This window comes from Natronomonas sp. EA1 (assembly GCF_051195035.1).
In the GTDB taxonomy this organism is placed as follows: domain Archaea; phylum Halobacteriota; class Halobacteria; order Halobacteriales; family Haloarculaceae; genus JBNTJV01.
The window spans coordinates 183,672-198,725 of the sequence record NZ_JBNTJV010000002.1; the positions used below are offsets into that span (position 1 = coordinate 183,672).

Sequence of the window (15,054 nt, forward strand, 5' to 3'; positions counted from 1 at the left end):
GGGGCCGCTGGTCTCCCGCTTGTATATAAACCTCAGGCCACCAGCCCGGTCGCCACGAACGCCGCGAGATACGTCGCCGTGGCCGCGAGGAGGGCGACGCCGGCCCGGTGAGCGACGAGTGCGCGGTCGAGCCCGCGCGAAAGCCCCGTCGCGAGTGCGGCCAACAGCGCGGCCAAGAGGAGGACGTACACCCCGACGGCGAGCCCGAGCGCTGGCGTCGGCACCGCGGTCCCGAGCTGACTACCCCCCGTCCGCGCCGCGAGGGCGACGGTCGCACCCCCCACGAGCGGCCCGAAGACGGCCGCCGTGTTCCCGAGCGTGTCCGTCACGCGGGCGAGGTCGCGGCGGGCCTCGCGTTCGACCCGCTGGAGGGCCGTGAGATGGGCGCCCGTCTCGACGAGCGCCTGCCCGGCCGGCCGCCCCGCGTCGGCAGCCACCGCGAGCAGGTGTGCGGCGTGCTCGCCACGACGGCTCGGGAGGCTCGCGAGCGCCCCGAACTCCCCGCAGAAGGCGCGTTCGACGCCGACGCGGAGCTGTCGGTTCTGCCGGGCGGCCGCCGCGAACCGGTCGCCCGTCGCCCCGCCGAGCTCCTCGCCCACCTCGGCGAGCGCCGTCTCCACGGCGACGCCCTCCCGAACCCGGTGGCCGACGTGCGCCACGGCGTCGGGGAGCCCGGCCTCGACGGCCCGCACCTCCTCGCGGACCGCGACGACCGGCGCCGCAGCCACGACGAGCGCCGTCCCGACCCCGCCGCCGACAGCGGCGAGCGGCCGGGTCCAGCCGGGGAGCAGGAACCCCGCGAGCAGCCAGCCGCCGACTCCCACGACGGTACCGGCGAGCAACGCCCGCCACGGCCAGCGCGGCACCGCGGGGTTGGTTCGCGGCACCGGCGTCGGCGGGAACGCCACGGGCCGGCGCGCGAGCAGCCACGCCGCGGCGACGAGGAGACACGCCGGCAGGAGCACGTCGTAGAGCGCGACGACGAGGGGGATGGACACGGGGACCCCCGCGACCCGCGCTGCGGGGAGGACCGCGACGAGCGCGAGCGGGAGGAGCACGCCGAAGGCGTAGAGCGCCGTCGCCGGCCCGCGAAGCGCGTTCGCGGCCTCCGCGGCGCGGTGGCGCGTCCCCTCCATGACGACGTCGAGCGCCCGGTCGAACCGGTCGCTCCGTTCCGCCTCGGGGGCGGCCGCTCCGGTCTCGACGAGCCGCACCGCCCGGCGCAGGGCGGGGAAGCGGTCCCCCCACGTCTCGCCGAACGCGCGCAGCCCGGAACGGCCGGTGCCGCGGGCCCGGCGGACGTGACCCGCAAGACTCCCGGCGAGTGGGCCCCTCCCCCGCGCGGCGAACGCGGCCGCGGCCTCCGGCGCCGGGGTGAGACGAGCGCGAAGCACCAGCCGGGCGACGAGCGCCGGCGTCTCGCCGAGCGCACGGGTGCGTTTCGCGTCCGCGAGCAGCAGCGGGCCCTGCCGCAGGAGTTCCCGGATTCCGAGCGCGAGCCCGACGGCGAGTGGGAGAACGGCAAGTCCGAAGAGGGGGGCCAGGGCGAGCGGGAGCAGCCCCGCGAGCGCCGCGAGGTCCGCGGCCCGGGCCACCTCGTGCGCGGATTCCGGCCGGTCGAGCAGCGCGAGTGCCGCCGGGAGCCCCTCGGGGGGGTCGGGAGCGTGCGGCGCGAGCGCCGCGAGCCGCTGGAGGAGGGTCATTCGAACGCCCTCGTCCGGTCGTCGATGGTCGCCCGCACGTCGGCGTACGTCTCGTCAGCGCGGGCGAACCCCGCGACGGCGTGGCTGTTCCCGCGATCGATGCGGCCGGTGGGGCCGTCGGCGAACAGCGTCGCGAACGTCGCCTCCTCGCGGCCGACCACCTCTTCGATGGCGGCGACGCGGCGACCCTTCGGTCCCGATTCGAGCGTCACCACGAGGTCGGTATCGCAGAACGCGGACTCGGGGACGCCCAGATCGGAGACCACCCGCTCGCGGACCGCACCCGCGCCGTCGCCGTGGACGGTTCCGAGCACGGCCTCGCTCGCGCCGACGCGCATCGCCTCGTAGAGCGCGCTCGCCTCCTCGCCCCGCACCTCCCCCACGGCGAGCGCGCCGTCGCCGAGCCGGAGGGCGGTGCGGAGCGCCTCCGCCGGGGCGAGTCCGGGGCCGTCGTCGCGGGTGACGTGGAGCCGCTGGACGTCCCGTCCATCCGATCGAAGGGCGGCCACCGGGAGCTCCGGGGTGTCCTCGATGACGACGGTCCGGGTTCGTGCCGGGAGCGCGCGGAGCAGCGCGCCGAGCGCCGTCGTCTTGCCCGCGCCGCGGCCGCCCGCGAGGAGCACGGCGGCCCCGCGTTCGACCGCCACGGACAGGAAGCCCGCCTCCCGGGCGGCGAGGGTGCCGTTCGCCACGAGCTCGGGGAGCGAGAAGCCGGCGCGGTCCGCGGCCCGGAAGACGAACGCGTGGCCGTCGCTCGCCGGGTCGGTGACGCCCGCGACCCGGACCCGCCGGCCACCCACATCGAGCGCCGCGTCGAGCGTCGGCGTCGCGCGGGAGAACCCCCGGCCGCTCTCGCGCCGGAAGCGGGAGGCGAGCGCAGCGGCGCCGTCGTCGGTGAGCCGGACGTTCGTGACCATCGCCTCGCCGTCGACCCGGACGCGGAGCGGGCTCTCGGCGACGGGCGCCGTGGCGAACACGTCGCTCACGCGGGGGTCCGCGAGGATGTCGTCGAGGACGCCGAGCCCGCGGGTGTGTTTCGTGAGCACCCGCGCGATGCGCTCGGGGTCGTCGGTCGCGACAGCCCGGGCGGCTCGCGCGGGAGCGCGCTCCCCACCCGAGCCCGCGGCCAGCCGCTCGTAGGCGCGGGCGAGCGTCTCGTAGGCCGCCGGCTCGAACCCCGCCTCCTCGGGCGTCAGATGATAGAGCCGGTGGGGGGCGTCCCGCTCGTAGAGTCGGACGGTCGCGCCGGTGTCCAGGTCCGTGCGGTCACGGAGTCGCGCGTCGGGCGGGGGGGTCGTCGCCACGCGCTCGCGGGCGACCGCCGGCCCCTCGTACGGGCGGAGGGCCTCGTCGTAGCCGGCGGCGCGGTCGGCGAGCAGCGCGAGGCCCGTCTCCGCGGCCAGCTCCGCGAGGGGGCCGGCCCGCCCCGTCGCGTCGCGGGCGGCGCGGAGCGGCTCCCGCCGCGCGCGGTCGGCGAGCACCTCGTCGTGGAACCGGGCCGCGTCGGCGAACCGCCCCGCGGCCGTGAGGAGTGCGGCGGCGGCGTCCTCGTAGGCGCGTTCGACCCCGCGGTGTCGGATGAGCACCCGGTCGGCGTCACGGGCCTCCAGCACGGCCACGACGGTCTCGCGACAGGCCGGTTCCGATGCGAGCGCCCCTCCGCCGGGACAGCCGTCGCTCTCGACGCGGAGGGTCTCACCCTCGAACCGGGGCTCGCACGTGCAGTCGGGGTCGGTGAACATGGGTCGGGGTCATCCCGTTCCACCTCTTGAACCTTCGGACGGTGACGACCGCGCGACCGTCGACTCGGACCAGACCGAGCGCGAGCCGATGGCGCCCGGGGCCGAGTTCGAGGGGGGTGCCATCGGGGCGCAGGGAGCCATCCGCGACCACACGGAGGTCCACCGGGAGCCGGCGAGAGCGGGTCGTCCCCCCCCGGCTCCACCCGAGGCGGTCCGTCTGGCCCGCCGCCCCACCGAGCGCGACGGTCGCCCGCGCGCTGGTCCACGAGGCACCGGGGACGCGAAGCGTGACCAGCCGCCGGGCGCCGCCGTCGCCGAGGGAGACGGGGTCGTTCGACTGCCGGAGGGCGGTGGCGACCCGCTCGAACCGGGTCAGCTCAGCGCCGACGAGGGTGTCCGTCCGGCTTCCCCGTCCCTCCTCGACGGCCGGGAGGCTCGCGCCAAGGAGCGCCGCGGTGAGGAGGACGGCGAGGACGAGCCGGATCACAGCGCGTCGCGCAGCCGCGAGAGGGGTCCCGGCTCCTCCTCCTCGGGTTCCGGCGGCTCGAAGGTGCGGTCCGGCTCGGGCGGGTGGGCGGTCTCCGTGTGTTTCCCGTCGGCCCGCATCACCGGGGCGTCATCCACCGGTCGCCTCGTCGGGGCGTCATCCACCGGTCGCCTCGTCCGTGCATCATCCGCCAGTCGCCGCTCCAGCTCCTCCGCCGTCGCGAGCGCCGCGTCCGCCCGGCGCTCCACCTCGCGGTTCGTCGCGCGGATGGAGCCCGCGTACCCCCGGACGGCCTGCAGACCCGCATCGAGGTCCGCGAGCGCCGTCTCCAGCGCATCCAGCCGCTCCTCGACCGCCGTCAGCCGGTCGTCCAGTTCGGCCGCATCCGCGAGGGCGGCAGGGGGCGTCTCCGACTCCGTCAGCGCGCGCTCGACCGCGGCGAGGCGTTCCTCGAGTGACATGGGGGGCGTGGCCGCGTTCTCCTACTTGAATCTTCGTCTCGTTCCAGCGTCCTGAGACGCGGACTCCCGATTCATGCCCTCACGACTCGACCCTTCACCTGTAAGGCAATGACTGAAACCACGCGGACGATGGAGGCGGAACTGTTCGGTCGCGAGACCCGATTCGACTACTCGGAACACTGGGTCGGCTACGCACTGGTCGTCCTCCGGGTCGTCATGGGGTGGACGCTGTTCCAGGGCGGGGTGACGAAGCTCGTCACCTATCTGGACGCGACCCCCGAGAACGACTGGACGGCCGCGGGCTTCCTCGTCCACGCCATCCCGGAGGGGAACCCCTTCCGTGAGGCGTTCGCCGCGATGGCCGGCAGCCCGGTCGTGGACGCCCTCGTGATGTGGGGGCTGACCCTCACCGGCCTCGGCCTCATCCTCGGGGCGTTCGTCCGCTGGAACGCGTTCTGGGGCGCCGTGATGATGCTGGCCTTCTGGGCCGCGAGCCTCACCGGCGGCCTCATGCAGGGGCTCCCCGTCGCCCACGGCTGGGTCGTCGACGACCACGTCGTCTACGCCGCGCTCCTGTTCGGGCTCGGCGCCTTCGGCGCGGGCCGGGTACTCGGCCTCGACGCCTACCTCGAGGCACACCCCATCGTCGAGCGCGTGCCCGGGCTGCGGTACCTGCTCGGCTGACCCCTCCTCGGGTTCCCACCCGACGCTTTTCGTTCCGAAGCCCCTACGAACGGGTATGACCCGCATCGTCGCCGTCTGCTTCGACCTCGACGGCACCCTCTGTGAGAACGACCAATCCGGGGCAGCGCTCTACCGCGCGGCGTTCACACACGCGGGTATCGAGCCCTTCGGCGAGGCGACGGAGCTGTGGGCGGAGTTGGAGGGCCCCCCACCCACCGAACCGGACGCCGCCCGCGAGCATCTCGCCGGCGGCTTCGAGACGCTCGCCCGGCGCTACGGCCGGCAGGTCGACGCGGCCGCGCTCGCCGAAGGGCTGCTCGACACCGTCGACCACTCGGCGGTCTCCCTGCTCCCGGGCGCGGAGCGAGCACTCGCGCTCGCCCGCGACCACGGCCCCGTCGGCCTCCTCACCAACGGGCCGGAGCGCCGACAGGGTGTCAAACTGGAGTCGCTGGAACTCACCGAGGCGTTCGATTCCGTCGTCTTCGCCGGCGACATGCGGAACCGGAAGCCCCACCCCGACCCCTTCGACCGCGTGGTGCGGGAGCTCGGGGTCGACCACGCCGCGGTGCTCTACGTCGGCGACTCCCTCGAGTACGACGTGACCGGCGCGAGGAACGCCGGGCTCCCGGTCGCGTGGTTCCGGGGGGACCGGGAGGCCCCCGACCCCGACCCGGCCCCCGATTTCGTGCTGGACACCTACGACGCGTTCGAGACGGTGCTGTCGTGATCGCCTTCGAGACCCTCCTCGCCCGGGAGTACCCCGACCGGACCGTCATGGAGGTGACCCCCGCGGCGACGGGGAACCGGAAGGCCACCGCGACCGTGACGTTCGCGGACGGCGAGCGGGTGGTCGTCCAGCGGGCCGACCGACCGGGGGCGCTCCGGACGGAACTCGCCCTCCAGCGGGCGATCCGCGAGCGGACCGGGGTGGTCGTCCCGGCCGTGCTCCGCGAGGGGGAGGGGTACGCCGTCGTGGCGCATCGGGAGGGGCGGGACCTCCACACCCACCTCGTCGACCTCCCGGCCGAGGAGCAGGCAGCCGTCGCGCGGGCGTTCGGGCGGGCGCTCGCCGAGCTCCACGGGGCGTTCGCGTTCTCCGGGGTCGGCCCGCTCGACCCGTCGCTCGACGCGACCGGGGCGTGGGACGCGTGGTTCCCCGCCTACGTGCGGGCGGGGCTGGCCGCGCTCCCGCCGGCGCTCGCGGACCTGCGCGAGCCGATGGAGGCCGCGGTCGAGGCACTCGACGCACCGACCACCGAGCCACGGCTCTACCCGTGGGACCTCCGGCCCGGCAACGCGCTGTACGACGGGACGGTGACGTTCCTCGACTGGGGCGACCCGCTCGCCGCGCCGGCCGGGCTCGCCATCGCGAAGGCGGAGCACCTCGTCTGCGACTGGTACACGGACGGCCTCCACGAGCCGTTCCGGGCGGGCTACCGCGAACGGCGACCGCTCCCCCCGGTGCCGGACGCCTACCGGGCCGTCGCGGTCGTCCGCTCCGCCGTCGATTCGCGGGGGGCGGTGACCCGCCCGGGCTACCCCGAACGCGAGGGGGCGGCGGCGGTCGACTTCCATCGAAAGCGGCTCGAAGCCGTGTTGTGAGGTACCACGGACCGTGCCAGTCGGGGAAACGCTGATTATTCGGCTCGTTCACATATAGGGCATGAAAGTCGCCCTGCTCGGTGTCGGTCAGGCCGGTGGCAAGCTCGCGGAGGCCCTGGCCCGGTACGACGCCCGCATGGAGTTCGGCGCGGTACAGGGGGCGCTCGCGGTGAACAGCGCTCGCGCCGACCTCCAGTCCCTCCAGCTCGACACGCTCCTCGTCGGCGGTGACCGCGTGAACGGTCACGGCGTCGGCGGTGACAACGAACTCGGCGCAGAGGTGATGCAAGCGGATATCGGCGAGGTGCTCGACTCGCTCGACGGCCGCGTCACCAGCGCCTCTGAAGCCATCTTCGTCGTCGCCGGGCTCGGCGGCGGCACCGGCTCCGGCGGCGCGCCCGTCCTCGTCCACCACCTCAAGCGCGTCTACGACATCCCCGTCTACGCGCTCGGGATCCTCCCCGGTCGCGACGAGGGGAGCCTCTATCAGTACAACGCCGGGCGCTCGTTGAAGACGCTGACCCGCGAGGCCGATTCCGTGCTCCTCGTCGACAACGACGCGTGGCACAACGCGGACGAGTCGGTCGAGGAGGGCTTTACCGCCATCAACGACCGCATCGCCGAACGCGTCGGCCTCCTGCTCGCCGCGGGCGAGGTCACCGAAGGCGTCGCGGAGAGTGTGGTCGACTCCTCGGAGGTCATCAACACCCTCCGCGCGGGCGGGATGGCCGCCCTCGGCTACGCCAGCGCCGAGTCCAGCGAAGAGGCGGGGGAGAACCTCAACACCATCACCTCCGTCACCCGGAACGCGCTCTTCACCGGAACGAGCGTCCCCGGCGCGTCCGAATCGAAGACCGCGCTGCTCGTCATCGCGGGCGAGCCCTCCCGCATCTCCCGGAAGGGGGTCGAGAAGTCCCGCAAGTGGCTGGAGGAGGAGCTCGGCACGATGGAGGTCCGCGGTGGGGATTTCCCCCTCGACTCGAAGCGGCTCGCGGCGCTCGTGCTCCTCGGGGGGATCGAGCGCTCCCCGCGCATCAACGAGTTCTTCGAGCGCGCGAAGGAGGCGGGGAAACGCGAATCGACCGAGGAACGGCGGGCGGCGAAGGACGCGCTCCTCTCGGACGAGATCGACGGGCTGTTCTGAGTTCGGGACCGCTCAGACCAGCGAGGTGCCGTCGAACTCGGTGCGGTCGGCGTCGATCTCCATGAGTTCGAGGATCGTCGGCGAGATGTCGAGGAGGTCCACGTCCTCGACACGGGCGCGGTCGTCGTCGACGAACAGACACGCGTTGTCGAAGCTGTGCATCCCGTTGCGCGGACCCTGCCCGAACACCTCGTCGTGGCCCTTGAAGCCGGCCTTGAGGTCGTATCCATGAGACGGGATGACGACGAGATCCGGCGCGATGTCGTCGTGGTCGCCGCGGAACGCCTCCTCCTTCGTGACGACGCGCTCTGCGACCTTCGTCCCGTCCGGGCCTTCGAGCGCCTCGAGCTGTTCTTTGAGTTCGGCGCGGACGGACTCGTACTCGTCCTGGGGAACCGATCCACGCGGTTCGCGGTCCTCGAGGTTGATGTAGAACCGACCCGGAATCAGCGAGTAGGCCGTCGTCTCCTCGGCGATATCGTTGAGCGAGTCGTGCTCGTCGTCCTGGAAGGAGAGCCACCCCTCCCCTTCGAGCCAGGCGTTGAAGTGGACCTCGTAGTCCAGCGAGGTGAACCCGTGGTCGGAGGCGACGACCATCGTCACGTCGTCGGGGAGCATTTCTCTCAATTGACCGAGGTAGTCGTCCACCTTCTCGTAGAACTCCAAGAAGGCCTCCTTGTTCTTCCCGTCGCGCTCGTAGTCCTTGAACAGGAAGTGGTTCACCCGGTCGGTCGTCATGAAGACGCCGAAGAAGAGGTCCCAGTCGTCCTGCTGGATGTAGTGTTTGAACGCCTCGAACCGCGCGTCGAGGGTCTCGTGGGCGTCCTCGATGAACTCCGTCTTGTCCTCCTTGTGGCCGAGTTTGGCGTTGATGTCGATGCGGTAGTCGGACGACTGGAGGTACTCACGCAGCTCGTCGGGGTAGGCGGCCTTGTCCACACCGGGTGAGAGGAACCCCGAGACCATCCGCTGGACGTTGCGCTGGGGTGGGAACGTCACGGGGACGTTCATCACCGTGGCGTCGCGGCCCGCGTCGCTGACGCGGTCCCACAGCCGGGTGGCCTGCACGTCCCGGCCCATCGGGACGTAGGTGTCGTAGCTCCCGACCTCGCGGTCCTGGAAGCCGTAGACGCCGGTCTGGCCCGGGTTCACACCGGTGGTGAGCGCGGGCCAGCAGGCGCTGGACTCGGGGGGAACGATGGAGTCGATGGCCCCCGCCGCACCCTCCCGGGCGATAGCGTTCAGGTTCTCGAAGGTGTCCTCGTTGTCGGCGATGAGGCTATACGGAACCCCGTCGATGCCGAAGAAGGCGACTCGCGGCGCGTCGTCGCCGCGAAGCCGGTCGAACAGTCCCATACTCGCGTTACTGACAGGCGCCTACAAGAAGCTTCTTTTCGCGGCGGCAACGACGCGCGTCGCAGCTACCGGCAATTACTCGTCCGTGTACTCGTCCGACTCCTCGTCGTCCGCGGGCTGGAAGTTCGTGGGGACGACGGTCACGTGCCTGACGCCCATCGCCGGACGCTCGCCGGGAGATTTCGCGGCCATATCTACCGATAGCTTGTGGGCTCGGACACAAGAACCCATCCATAATCGTGATAAATCGGCCGGGGAGAACCGATAACCACTGAGCATATTTATACCCTAAGGGAATCGCAATCGCCCCGAAAATGTCCCGTAGGTATCCCCGCGCGGTCGGTGCGCGGGCGCTTCGGATGGGGGGCGCGCGCGACGCGAGCCCGCGGCTCGCGGCTCTTACGGCACTGAAAAGGGGCGGCGTGGTTACTCGAAGTTCTCGGCGTAGAGGTCCTGCGCGTGCTCGATGGCGTCCATCGCGGCCTGCTTGTCCTCCCAGCCGAGCGTCTCGACTTCCTTGCCCTCCTCTAAGTTCTTGTAGGTCTCGAAGAACTCGTCGATCTCGTCGAGCTGCTGCTGGGGGATGTCGTCGAGGTCCTGGATGTGGTCGAACCGCGGGTCCTCGATGGGGACGGCGATGACCTTGTCGTCCTTTTCGCCGTCGTCGTCCATCTTCATGAGGGCGACGGGGCGGGCCTCGATGATACAGCCGGGGAACGTCTGGTCCTCGACGAGCACGAGCACGTCGAAGGGGTCCTCGTCGTCGTAGTACGACCGGGGGATGAAGCCGTAGTCGGAGGGGTAGTGGACGTTCGAGTGGAGCACGCGGTCGAGGACGACGCCGGGGATGTCCTTGTCGTACTCGTACTTGTTGCGCTCGCCTTTCAGACACTCAACGACGGCGTAGATCTCCTCGGGGGCGTTCGGGCCCGTCTCGAGGTCTTCCCAAAGGTTCGTCATCATCGGCCCTACCCCCAGCGACCAAAAAGGGTTTTCGGGATGGCGAGGGGGCCGCTGTGCCGCCAGGCGGTCCCCGAACCCACCCCCGATACGTCCTATTTATCAGACCCTGACACAATAATATATTGATAGGACGCAAGATGGGAAGAATATTCTCCAGGGATTACCCGAGGGTGGATAGTGGTGCCCAGAGTAAATACCACCCAGTAGTGGAGAGTTATCGGTTTAAAGTAGATGTTTGATAAGTGTTAAGTAGGTAGCCAGCCTCTCTTGATGCATGTCAGAGGCACAGCCAATCACTGGCACTCCGGGCATTGCACGTGAGCTAACCGCGTTCCAGCAGAACATCCTCGTCATTCTGGCCGAGGAGGCGCGCTACGGGCTTGCGATCAAACGCGAACTCGAGGAGTACTACGGGACCGAAGTCAACCACGGGCGGCTCTACCCCAACCTCGACGACCTCGTCGAGATGGGCCTCGTCGAGAAGTCCGAATTAGACAAGCGGACGAACCAGTACGCCCTCACGGAGGAGGGGAAGGAGGCAGTGCTCGGCCAGCTGGGCTGGGTCTTCTCCAAGTACGTCACCAGCGAGGAGCGCGCAGGCGAGCTGCACGACCTCGTCGACTCGAAGTAACCGCAGTACCACCGGGCCCCTTCTTCATTCTTCGACGACCAGCGATAGCGACTCCGCGAGCTTCGCCTTCTGCTCGGCCGTCGGCCACGCGTTCCGCGGGAAGTAGTCCTCGCGGAACTCCTTGCGCTCCCGGGGGGTCGCCTCGTCCATCGGCTTCACGTAGTGGTTCCCCATGAAGTCCGCGAACGCGTGGGCCGTCCGGCCGTGGACCTCCCCGTGCTCCGCGGTGATCTCCTCCGCGAGCGCGCGGTTGTGTTCCTCCACTTCCTCCCAGTCGGCGTCCGTCGCGGGGCCTTCGAGGGGGAGTTCGATACCGCGGTCGATGTCGTCGATGCGGCTCGGCTGGATGACGCCGTCCTCGACCCACTCGCTCGGGTGGAGCACGAGGATGGCGCTCACACCGTCCTCGCGCACGCGGGCGGTGTAGCCGTGCTCGTCGAGGATGGCCGCACGCCGGCGCTCGTGGGCGGCCGTCTCGTTCTCGTCGACCGCCTCGCGGGCGAGCCGCGTCAGCCGTTCCGCTTCCTGAAGTACGTCATCGGGAATCATCGAGGGCTTCGTTCGCTAGTTCGTCCGCACGCTCGTTTATCTCTCGCGGTACGTGTTCGAGCTTCCACGTGTCGAACCGGTCGAGCAGCTCCCGCACCCTGATCCGGAGCTCCTTCAGGTCGGGGTCGTTCGCGTTCCACGCCCCCGTCACCTGTTTCACGATGAGCTGTGAGTCCCCCCGGACGTGGACCTCGTCGAACCCGTGGTCCGCGGCCACTTCGAGCGCCCGGATGAGCGCCTCGTACTCCGCCTGGTTGTTCGTCGCGCGCCCGATGGTCTCCCCACCCTCCGCGACGACGCCGTCACCGGTGATGACGACGTAGCCGACGCTCGCGGGACCCGGGTTGCCGCGACAGGCGCCGTCGAAGTAGACGTGCGCGCGGCCACCCTCCTCCCCGCGTAAGAGCGCGAGCAGGCGGCCGGGGGAGCCACCCTGCACCACGACCTTGTCGTCGTAGGCCGTCGCGGTGGCCCCCTCGTAGCTCGCCCGCCACAGTTCGTAGTCGGTGTTCCCCTCGCGGACCAGCACGCCGGCCGCGTCCAGCCGTTCGCGGGCCGCCTCGGGGTCACAGTCGATAACCGGCACACCCACCTGTGCCAGGTGGCCGGAGGAAACCCTTCCGGTCCGGGGGGCGCGATTTCCGGTGCCAGACGGGGGGCGTGGGCCAGTGTTTTATGTCATGTCCCACGAACAGCATAAATATATGCCAGGTCCCACGCGAGAGCGGGAGCGAGTGGGGGAACGCGAACAGGACTCGCAGGCGGAGTCGACCCGGACGTGTCCCGAGTGCGACTCCGAGAACGTCGTCAAGAGCGCGGACCGAGGGGAGTTGCTCTGTGACGACTGCGGCCTCGTCATCGACGAGGACAACATCGACCACGGGCCGGAGTGGCGGGCGTTCAACCACTCGGAGCGGCAGTCGAAATCGCGGGTGGGCGCGCCCACCACGCAGACGATGCACGATAAGGGGCTCACGACGCAGATCGACTGGAAAGACCAGGACGCCTACGGGCGCTCGATCTCCTCGGAGAAGCGCTCCCAGATGCACCGCCTCCGCAAGTGGCAGGAGCGCATCCGCACCAAAGATGCGGGCGAACGGAACCTCCAGTTCGCCCTCTCGGAGATCGACCGCATGAGCTCCGCGCTGGGGGTGCCCCGCTCCGTACGGGAGGTGGCCTCCGTCATCTACCGCCGCGCGCTGAAGGAGGACCTGATCCGCGGGCGCTCCATCGAGGGTGTCGCCACGTCGGCGCTGTACGCCGCCTGCCGACAGGAGGGCATCCCCCGCTCGCTGGAGGAGGTGAGCGAGGTCTCGCGCGTCGAGCGCAAGGAGATCGGCCGCACCTACCGCTACGTCTCACAGGAGCTCGGGCTGGAGATGAAGCCCGTCGACCCGAAGAAGTACGTTCCCCGGTTCTGCTCGGATCTCGACCTCTCGGAGGAGGTACAGTCGAAGGCGAACCACATCATCGACGAGACGGCAGAACAGGGCCTGCTCTCGGGGAAGTCCCCGACCGGCTACGCCGCCGCCGCGATTTACGCTGCGTCCCTCCTCTGTAACGAGAAGAAGACCCAGCGCGAGGTCGCCGACGTGGCGCAGGTGACGGAAGTGACGATTCGGAATCGGTATCAGGAGCAGATCGAGGCGATGGACATCCACGCGTGAGTCGTCACTGGTACTCCGCAGGGTCGTAGCGCGTGACGAGCCCATCGAAATCCGAGTCGAAACTGAGGATTCCGTCGATCCCCCGGCGCTCACAGGTCGCGATGAGTGACGCGTCGGTGAAACTCAGTGGCTGGTCGTCGTAGCGGGTCCACGTCTCGACTGCGGCCCGGAAATCGTCGCGGCCGACGTGGAGCAGTTCGAACACTGAAGGGAAGGACCCCTCACCGAGAATGCGGTCGGAGAGTGCCTTTGCTGCCTGAAAATCCGTTCGCCCCCGAGTGAGCGTAATCGCTTCGTCGTAGACGTACTCGGTGACGTACGGCTGACCGAATTCGCCGTCGAAGAGCGCGTCCATGGCCGCATCCGCCGCGTCGTATCGTGTCGCATCCCGGTCGTGGTGCGCGTAGAGAACGCCGGTGTCGAGGAGGACAGTCATCCGTAGAGTTCCTCGTCGATATCCTCCTCGTCGAGCGGCTTCCCCGAGGAGATTTTCCCGTCGTTGAACGCGGCTCGTTCGTCCGCATCGAGCGGGGTGAACTCGTCCCGAAACGAGTCGATGAGGTCGGCCTTCGAAGCGACCGCCTGGTCGACGAGCCGGGCGAGCAGCTCCTGTTGTGTCACCTGCTGGCCAGTCTTGAGGCGGATTTCTGCTTGGAGTTCTTCGAGCTCCGATTTCGTCTCCTCGTCCATCTTGACCGAGGTTGCCATAGTTGGTAGAACGTTCTACTCAGTATTAAACGCCACCCAGGTTCGCGAACTGAGCGGTCGTTTCAAGTCCGTCCATCTCGGAGGGAGAACGAATGCGGCTCGACGAGTATCTGGAGGGGTTCGAACGCGACGAGGAGGCCGACCTCCGTCGCCTCGCGAAGGAGAAGTCCTACGCCATCACGGACTACCTCGACGACGCGCGGACCCAGTTCGACGACGTGCTCTCCGACGGGACGATGGTCGGCTCCACCGCCCCCTCCATCTTCGTCGGGCGGTCGAACTACCCGACCGTCTCCACGGGGCTTCTCACCCCGGTGGGGAACGAGGACCACGCCGCTGAGTACGCCACCTCCGGGGAGTGGTACCGCCGGGGCTTTTCGATAGACGACGTGTTCCAGAAACGCACGGGCCTTCTCAATTCGACGCGCTCCGCGAACGTCGACATCCACGACGTGTGGGACGGCTTCGTCGGCGTCCAGCGCGAGGTGGCCATCGCCGACAGGCCGGTGGATATCGAGCTGGGGCTCGACTCCGCGAACCTCTCGCTCGACGATGCAGTAGATCAGATCACCACTCCGCGCGGCCCGCGTGCCCGCGCGGAGAGCGCGAGTCTCACGGAGAACCCCCACGTCCCCCGCGCCGTCGAGAAGACGCTGGAGGACGACGACTGGCGCGCGGACGGCGCGATGACCTATCTCTACCGGAGAGGATTCGACGTCTACCAGATCAACAACATCCTCTCGGCGGGCGCACTGGGCGAGAGCGAGCACCGCCGCTTGGTCCCCACGCGCTGGTCCATCACGGCCGTCGACGACACGGTGGGGCAGTACCTCCGGGGGACCATCCGGAACGCCCCGAGCGTCGATGAGACGAGAGTCTACTACAACGAGTACGTCGGCAACGACTACTGGGTGATCCTCACGCCCGGCAACTGGGAGTTCGAGCTGGTGGAGCTGAAAGCCCCGGGGAGCATCTGGAACCCCGACCCCGACGCGGGGATGTACCTCGCCGCCGATAGGGAGGGGTACGAGGGCCGGACGAGCTACGTCGACGAGACCTCCGGAGCGTACTACGCCTCCCGGCTGGGGGTGCTCGAACATCTCTCAGACATCGGAAAACAGGCGAAGGTGCTCGTGATTCGCCACGCCTCGAACGAGTACTGGGCCCCCGTGGGCGTCTGGCAGATCCGCGAGGCGATCCGGAACGCGTTCGGGGAGTACGGCGTCGCGGAGACCTTCCGCGACGCGGTGGAGGGGATGGCGCCCCAGCTCCCGGTCTCGCTCGGGCGACTCCGCCGGAAGTCCCGGATGGTCGCCGGCATCCAGTCGACGCTCGGGGATTTCTCCTAGTCGTC

17 protein-coding genes are annotated in these 15,054 nt (G+C 69.9%); 7 read left to right on the forward strand and 10 right to left on the reverse strand.

The window, feature by feature from the left end; genetic code table 11:
- Window positions 1–32: 32 nt before the first annotated feature.
- From ACQUQR_RS06830 to ACQUQR_RS06845, 4 genes are read right to left on the reverse strand one after another with little or no spacing between them, the layout of a single operon-like run.
- Complete coding sequence (locus tag ACQUQR_RS06830) at window positions 33–1,703, reverse strand: hypothetical protein (RefSeq protein ID WP_435195706.1); 1,671 nt, start codon at window positions 1,701–1,703, stop codon at window positions 33–35.
- Entirely contained in the window at window positions 1,700–3,445 is a 1,746-nt protein-coding gene (locus ACQUQR_RS06835) for an ATPase, T2SS/T4P/T4SS family (protein ID WP_435195707.1), read from the reverse strand. Before ACQUQR_RS06835 ends, ACQUQR_RS06830 begins: the two co-directional genes overlap by 4 nt.
- Complete coding sequence (locus ACQUQR_RS06840) at window positions 3,399–3,932, reverse strand: DUF7311 family protein (protein WP_435195708.1); 534 nt, start codon at window positions 3,930–3,932, stop codon at window positions 3,399–3,401. Before ACQUQR_RS06840 ends, ACQUQR_RS06835 begins: the two co-directional genes overlap by 47 nt.
- Window positions 3,929–4,393, reverse strand: a complete 465-nt coding sequence (locus ACQUQR_RS06845; protein WP_435195709.1) for a DUF7310 family coiled-coil domain-containing protein — start codon at window positions 4,391–4,393, stop codon at window positions 3,929–3,931. Before ACQUQR_RS06845 ends, ACQUQR_RS06840 begins: the two co-directional genes overlap by 4 nt.
- Before the next feature lie 108 nt (window positions 4,394–4,501).
- On the opposite strand from ACQUQR_RS06845, the gene ACQUQR_RS06850 reads away from it, so the two are divergent.
- The 4 genes from ACQUQR_RS06850 (at window position 4,502) to ACQUQR_RS06865 (ending at window position 7,826) form a co-directional block, all read left to right on the forward strand.
- A complete protein-coding gene (locus ACQUQR_RS06850; RefSeq protein ID WP_435195710.1) occupies window positions 4,502–5,077 on the forward strand; it encodes a DoxX family membrane protein in 576 nt (191 codons plus the stop codon).
- A gap of 55 nt (window positions 5,078–5,132) precedes the next feature.
- Entirely contained in the window at window positions 5,133–5,807 is a 675-nt protein-coding gene (locus tag ACQUQR_RS06855) for an HAD family hydrolase (RefSeq protein ID WP_435195711.1), read from the forward strand.
- The gene (locus ACQUQR_RS06860) at window positions 5,804–6,682 is read left to right on the forward strand and encodes a phosphotransferase family protein (RefSeq protein WP_435195712.1); all 879 of its coding nucleotides are present in this window, start codon (window positions 5,804–5,806) and stop codon (window positions 6,680–6,682) included. The genes ACQUQR_RS06855 and ACQUQR_RS06860 overlap by 4 nt, the downstream gene beginning before the upstream one ends.
- 61 nt (window positions 6,683–6,743) lie before the next feature.
- Window positions 6,744–7,826 carry a tubulin/FtsZ family protein gene (locus ACQUQR_RS06865; RefSeq protein ID WP_435195713.1) on the forward strand — a complete coding sequence of 361 codons (1,083 nt, stop codon included), beginning with the start codon at window positions 6,744–6,746 and terminating at the stop codon, window positions 7,824–7,826.
- A 12-nt stretch (window positions 7,827–7,838) separates the two neighbouring features.
- Here ACQUQR_RS06865 and ACQUQR_RS06870 read toward each other — a convergent pair whose 3' ends face one another.
- On the reverse strand, window positions 7,839–9,182 hold the full coding sequence (locus ACQUQR_RS06870; RefSeq protein WP_435195714.1) for an alkaline phosphatase family protein: 1,344 nt from the start codon (window positions 9,180–9,182) through the stop codon (window positions 7,839–7,841).
- Between the two features lie 426 nt (window positions 9,183–9,608).
- On the reverse strand, window positions 9,609–10,142 hold the full coding sequence (locus ACQUQR_RS06875; protein WP_435195715.1) for an inorganic diphosphatase: 534 nt from the start codon (window positions 10,140–10,142) through the stop codon (window positions 9,609–9,611).
- A gap of 277 nt (window positions 10,143–10,419) precedes the next feature.
- Here ACQUQR_RS06875 and ACQUQR_RS06880 point away from each other — a divergent pair, with 277 nt between their 5' ends.
- Complete coding sequence (locus ACQUQR_RS06880; protein WP_435195716.1) at window positions 10,420–10,776, forward strand: PadR family transcriptional regulator; 357 nt, start codon at window positions 10,420–10,422, stop codon at window positions 10,774–10,776.
- A gap of 24 nt (window positions 10,777–10,800) precedes the next feature.
- Here ACQUQR_RS06880 and ACQUQR_RS06885 read toward each other — a convergent pair whose 3' ends face one another.
- Both ACQUQR_RS06885 and rnhA read right to left on the reverse strand, forming a co-directional pair.
- Window positions 10,801–11,325, reverse strand: coding sequence for a DUF7108 family protein (locus tag ACQUQR_RS06885; RefSeq protein WP_435195717.1), 525 nt, complete (start codon window positions 11,323–11,325; stop codon window positions 10,801–10,803).
- A complete protein-coding gene (gene rnhA, locus ACQUQR_RS06890) occupies window positions 11,312–11,911 on the reverse strand; it encodes a ribonuclease HI (protein ID WP_435195718.1) in 600 nt (199 codons plus the stop codon). Before rnhA ends, ACQUQR_RS06885 begins: the two co-directional genes overlap by 14 nt.
- A gap of 118 nt (window positions 11,912–12,029) precedes the next feature.
- On the opposite strand from rnhA, the gene ACQUQR_RS06895 reads away from it, so the two are divergent.
- Entirely contained in the window at window positions 12,030–12,992 is a 963-nt protein-coding gene (locus tag ACQUQR_RS06895) for a transcription initiation factor IIB (protein WP_435195719.1), read from the forward strand.
- A 4-nt stretch (window positions 12,993–12,996) separates the two neighbouring features.
- Here the strand turns inward: ACQUQR_RS06895 and ACQUQR_RS06900 are convergent, their stop codons facing one another.
- Both ACQUQR_RS06900 and ACQUQR_RS06905 read right to left on the reverse strand, forming a co-directional pair.
- Window positions 12,997–13,428, reverse strand: coding sequence for a type II toxin-antitoxin system VapC family toxin (locus ACQUQR_RS06900; protein WP_435195720.1), 432 nt, complete (start codon window positions 13,426–13,428; stop codon window positions 12,997–12,999).
- The gene (locus tag ACQUQR_RS06905; protein ID WP_435195721.1) at window positions 13,425–13,700 is read right to left on the reverse strand and encodes a hypothetical protein; all 276 of its coding nucleotides are present in this window, start codon (window positions 13,698–13,700) and stop codon (window positions 13,425–13,427) included. The genes ACQUQR_RS06900 and ACQUQR_RS06905 overlap by 4 nt, the downstream gene beginning before the upstream one ends.
- Window positions 13,701–13,792: 92 nt before the next feature.
- Between ACQUQR_RS06905 and nreA the strand changes: the two genes are divergently transcribed.
- On the forward strand, window positions 13,793–15,049 hold the full coding sequence (gene nreA, locus ACQUQR_RS06910) for a DNA repair protein NreA (protein ID WP_435195722.1): 1,257 nt from the start codon (window positions 13,793–13,795) through the stop codon (window positions 15,047–15,049).
- Window positions 15,050–15,054: the final 5 nt, after the last annotated feature.

What these genes read in the sequence shown, in the direction of transcription:
- ACQUQR_RS06830 (WP_435195706.1), bottom strand. Translation starts at nt 1,703, where the DNA reads ATGACCCTCCTCCAGCGGCTCGCGGCGCTCGCGCCGCACGCTCCCGAC.
- ACQUQR_RS06835 (WP_435195707.1), bottom strand. Translation starts at nt 3,445, where the DNA reads ATGTTCACCGACCCCGACTGCACGTGCGAGCCCCGGTTCGAGGGTGAG.
- ACQUQR_RS06845 (WP_435195709.1), bottom strand. Translation starts at nt 4,393, where the DNA reads ATGTCACTCGAGGAACGCCTCGCCGCGGTCGAGCGCGCGCTGACGGAG.
- ACQUQR_RS06850 (WP_435195710.1), top strand. Translation starts at nt 4,502, where the DNA reads ATGACTGAAACCACGCGGACGATGGAGGCGGAACTGTTCGGTCGCGAG.
- ACQUQR_RS06855 (WP_435195711.1), top strand. Translation starts at nt 5,133, where the DNA reads ATGACCCGCATCGTCGCCGTCTGCTTCGACCTCGACGGCACCCTCTGT.
- ACQUQR_RS06865 (WP_435195713.1), top strand. Translation starts at nt 6,744, where the DNA reads ATGAAAGTCGCCCTGCTCGGTGTCGGTCAGGCCGGTGGCAAGCTCGCG.
- ACQUQR_RS06870 (WP_435195714.1), bottom strand. Translation starts at nt 9,182, where the DNA reads ATGGGACTGTTCGACCGGCTTCGCGGCGACGACGCGCCGCGAGTCGCC.
- ACQUQR_RS06875 (WP_435195715.1), bottom strand. Translation starts at nt 10,142, where the DNA reads ATGACGAACCTTTGGGAAGACCTCGAGACGGGCCCGAACGCCCCCGAG.
- ACQUQR_RS06880 (WP_435195716.1), top strand. Translation starts at nt 10,420, where the DNA reads ATGTCAGAGGCACAGCCAATCACTGGCACTCCGGGCATTGCACGTGAG.
- ACQUQR_RS06885 (WP_435195717.1), bottom strand. Translation starts at nt 11,325, where the DNA reads ATGATTCCCGATGACGTACTTCAGGAAGCGGAACGGCTGACGCGGCTC.
- ACQUQR_RS06895 (WP_435195719.1), top strand. Translation starts at nt 12,030, where the DNA reads ATGCCAGGTCCCACGCGAGAGCGGGAGCGAGTGGGGGAACGCGAACAG.
- ACQUQR_RS06900 (WP_435195720.1), bottom strand. Translation starts at nt 13,428, where the DNA reads ATGACTGTCCTCCTCGACACCGGCGTTCTCTACGCGCACCACGACCGG.
- ACQUQR_RS06905 (WP_435195721.1), bottom strand. Translation starts at nt 13,700, where the DNA reads ATGGCAACCTCGGTCAAGATGGACGAGGAGACGAAATCGGAGCTCGAA.
- nreA (WP_435195722.1), top strand. Translation starts at nt 13,793, where the DNA reads ATGCGGCTCGACGAGTATCTGGAGGGGTTCGAACGCGACGAGGAGGCC.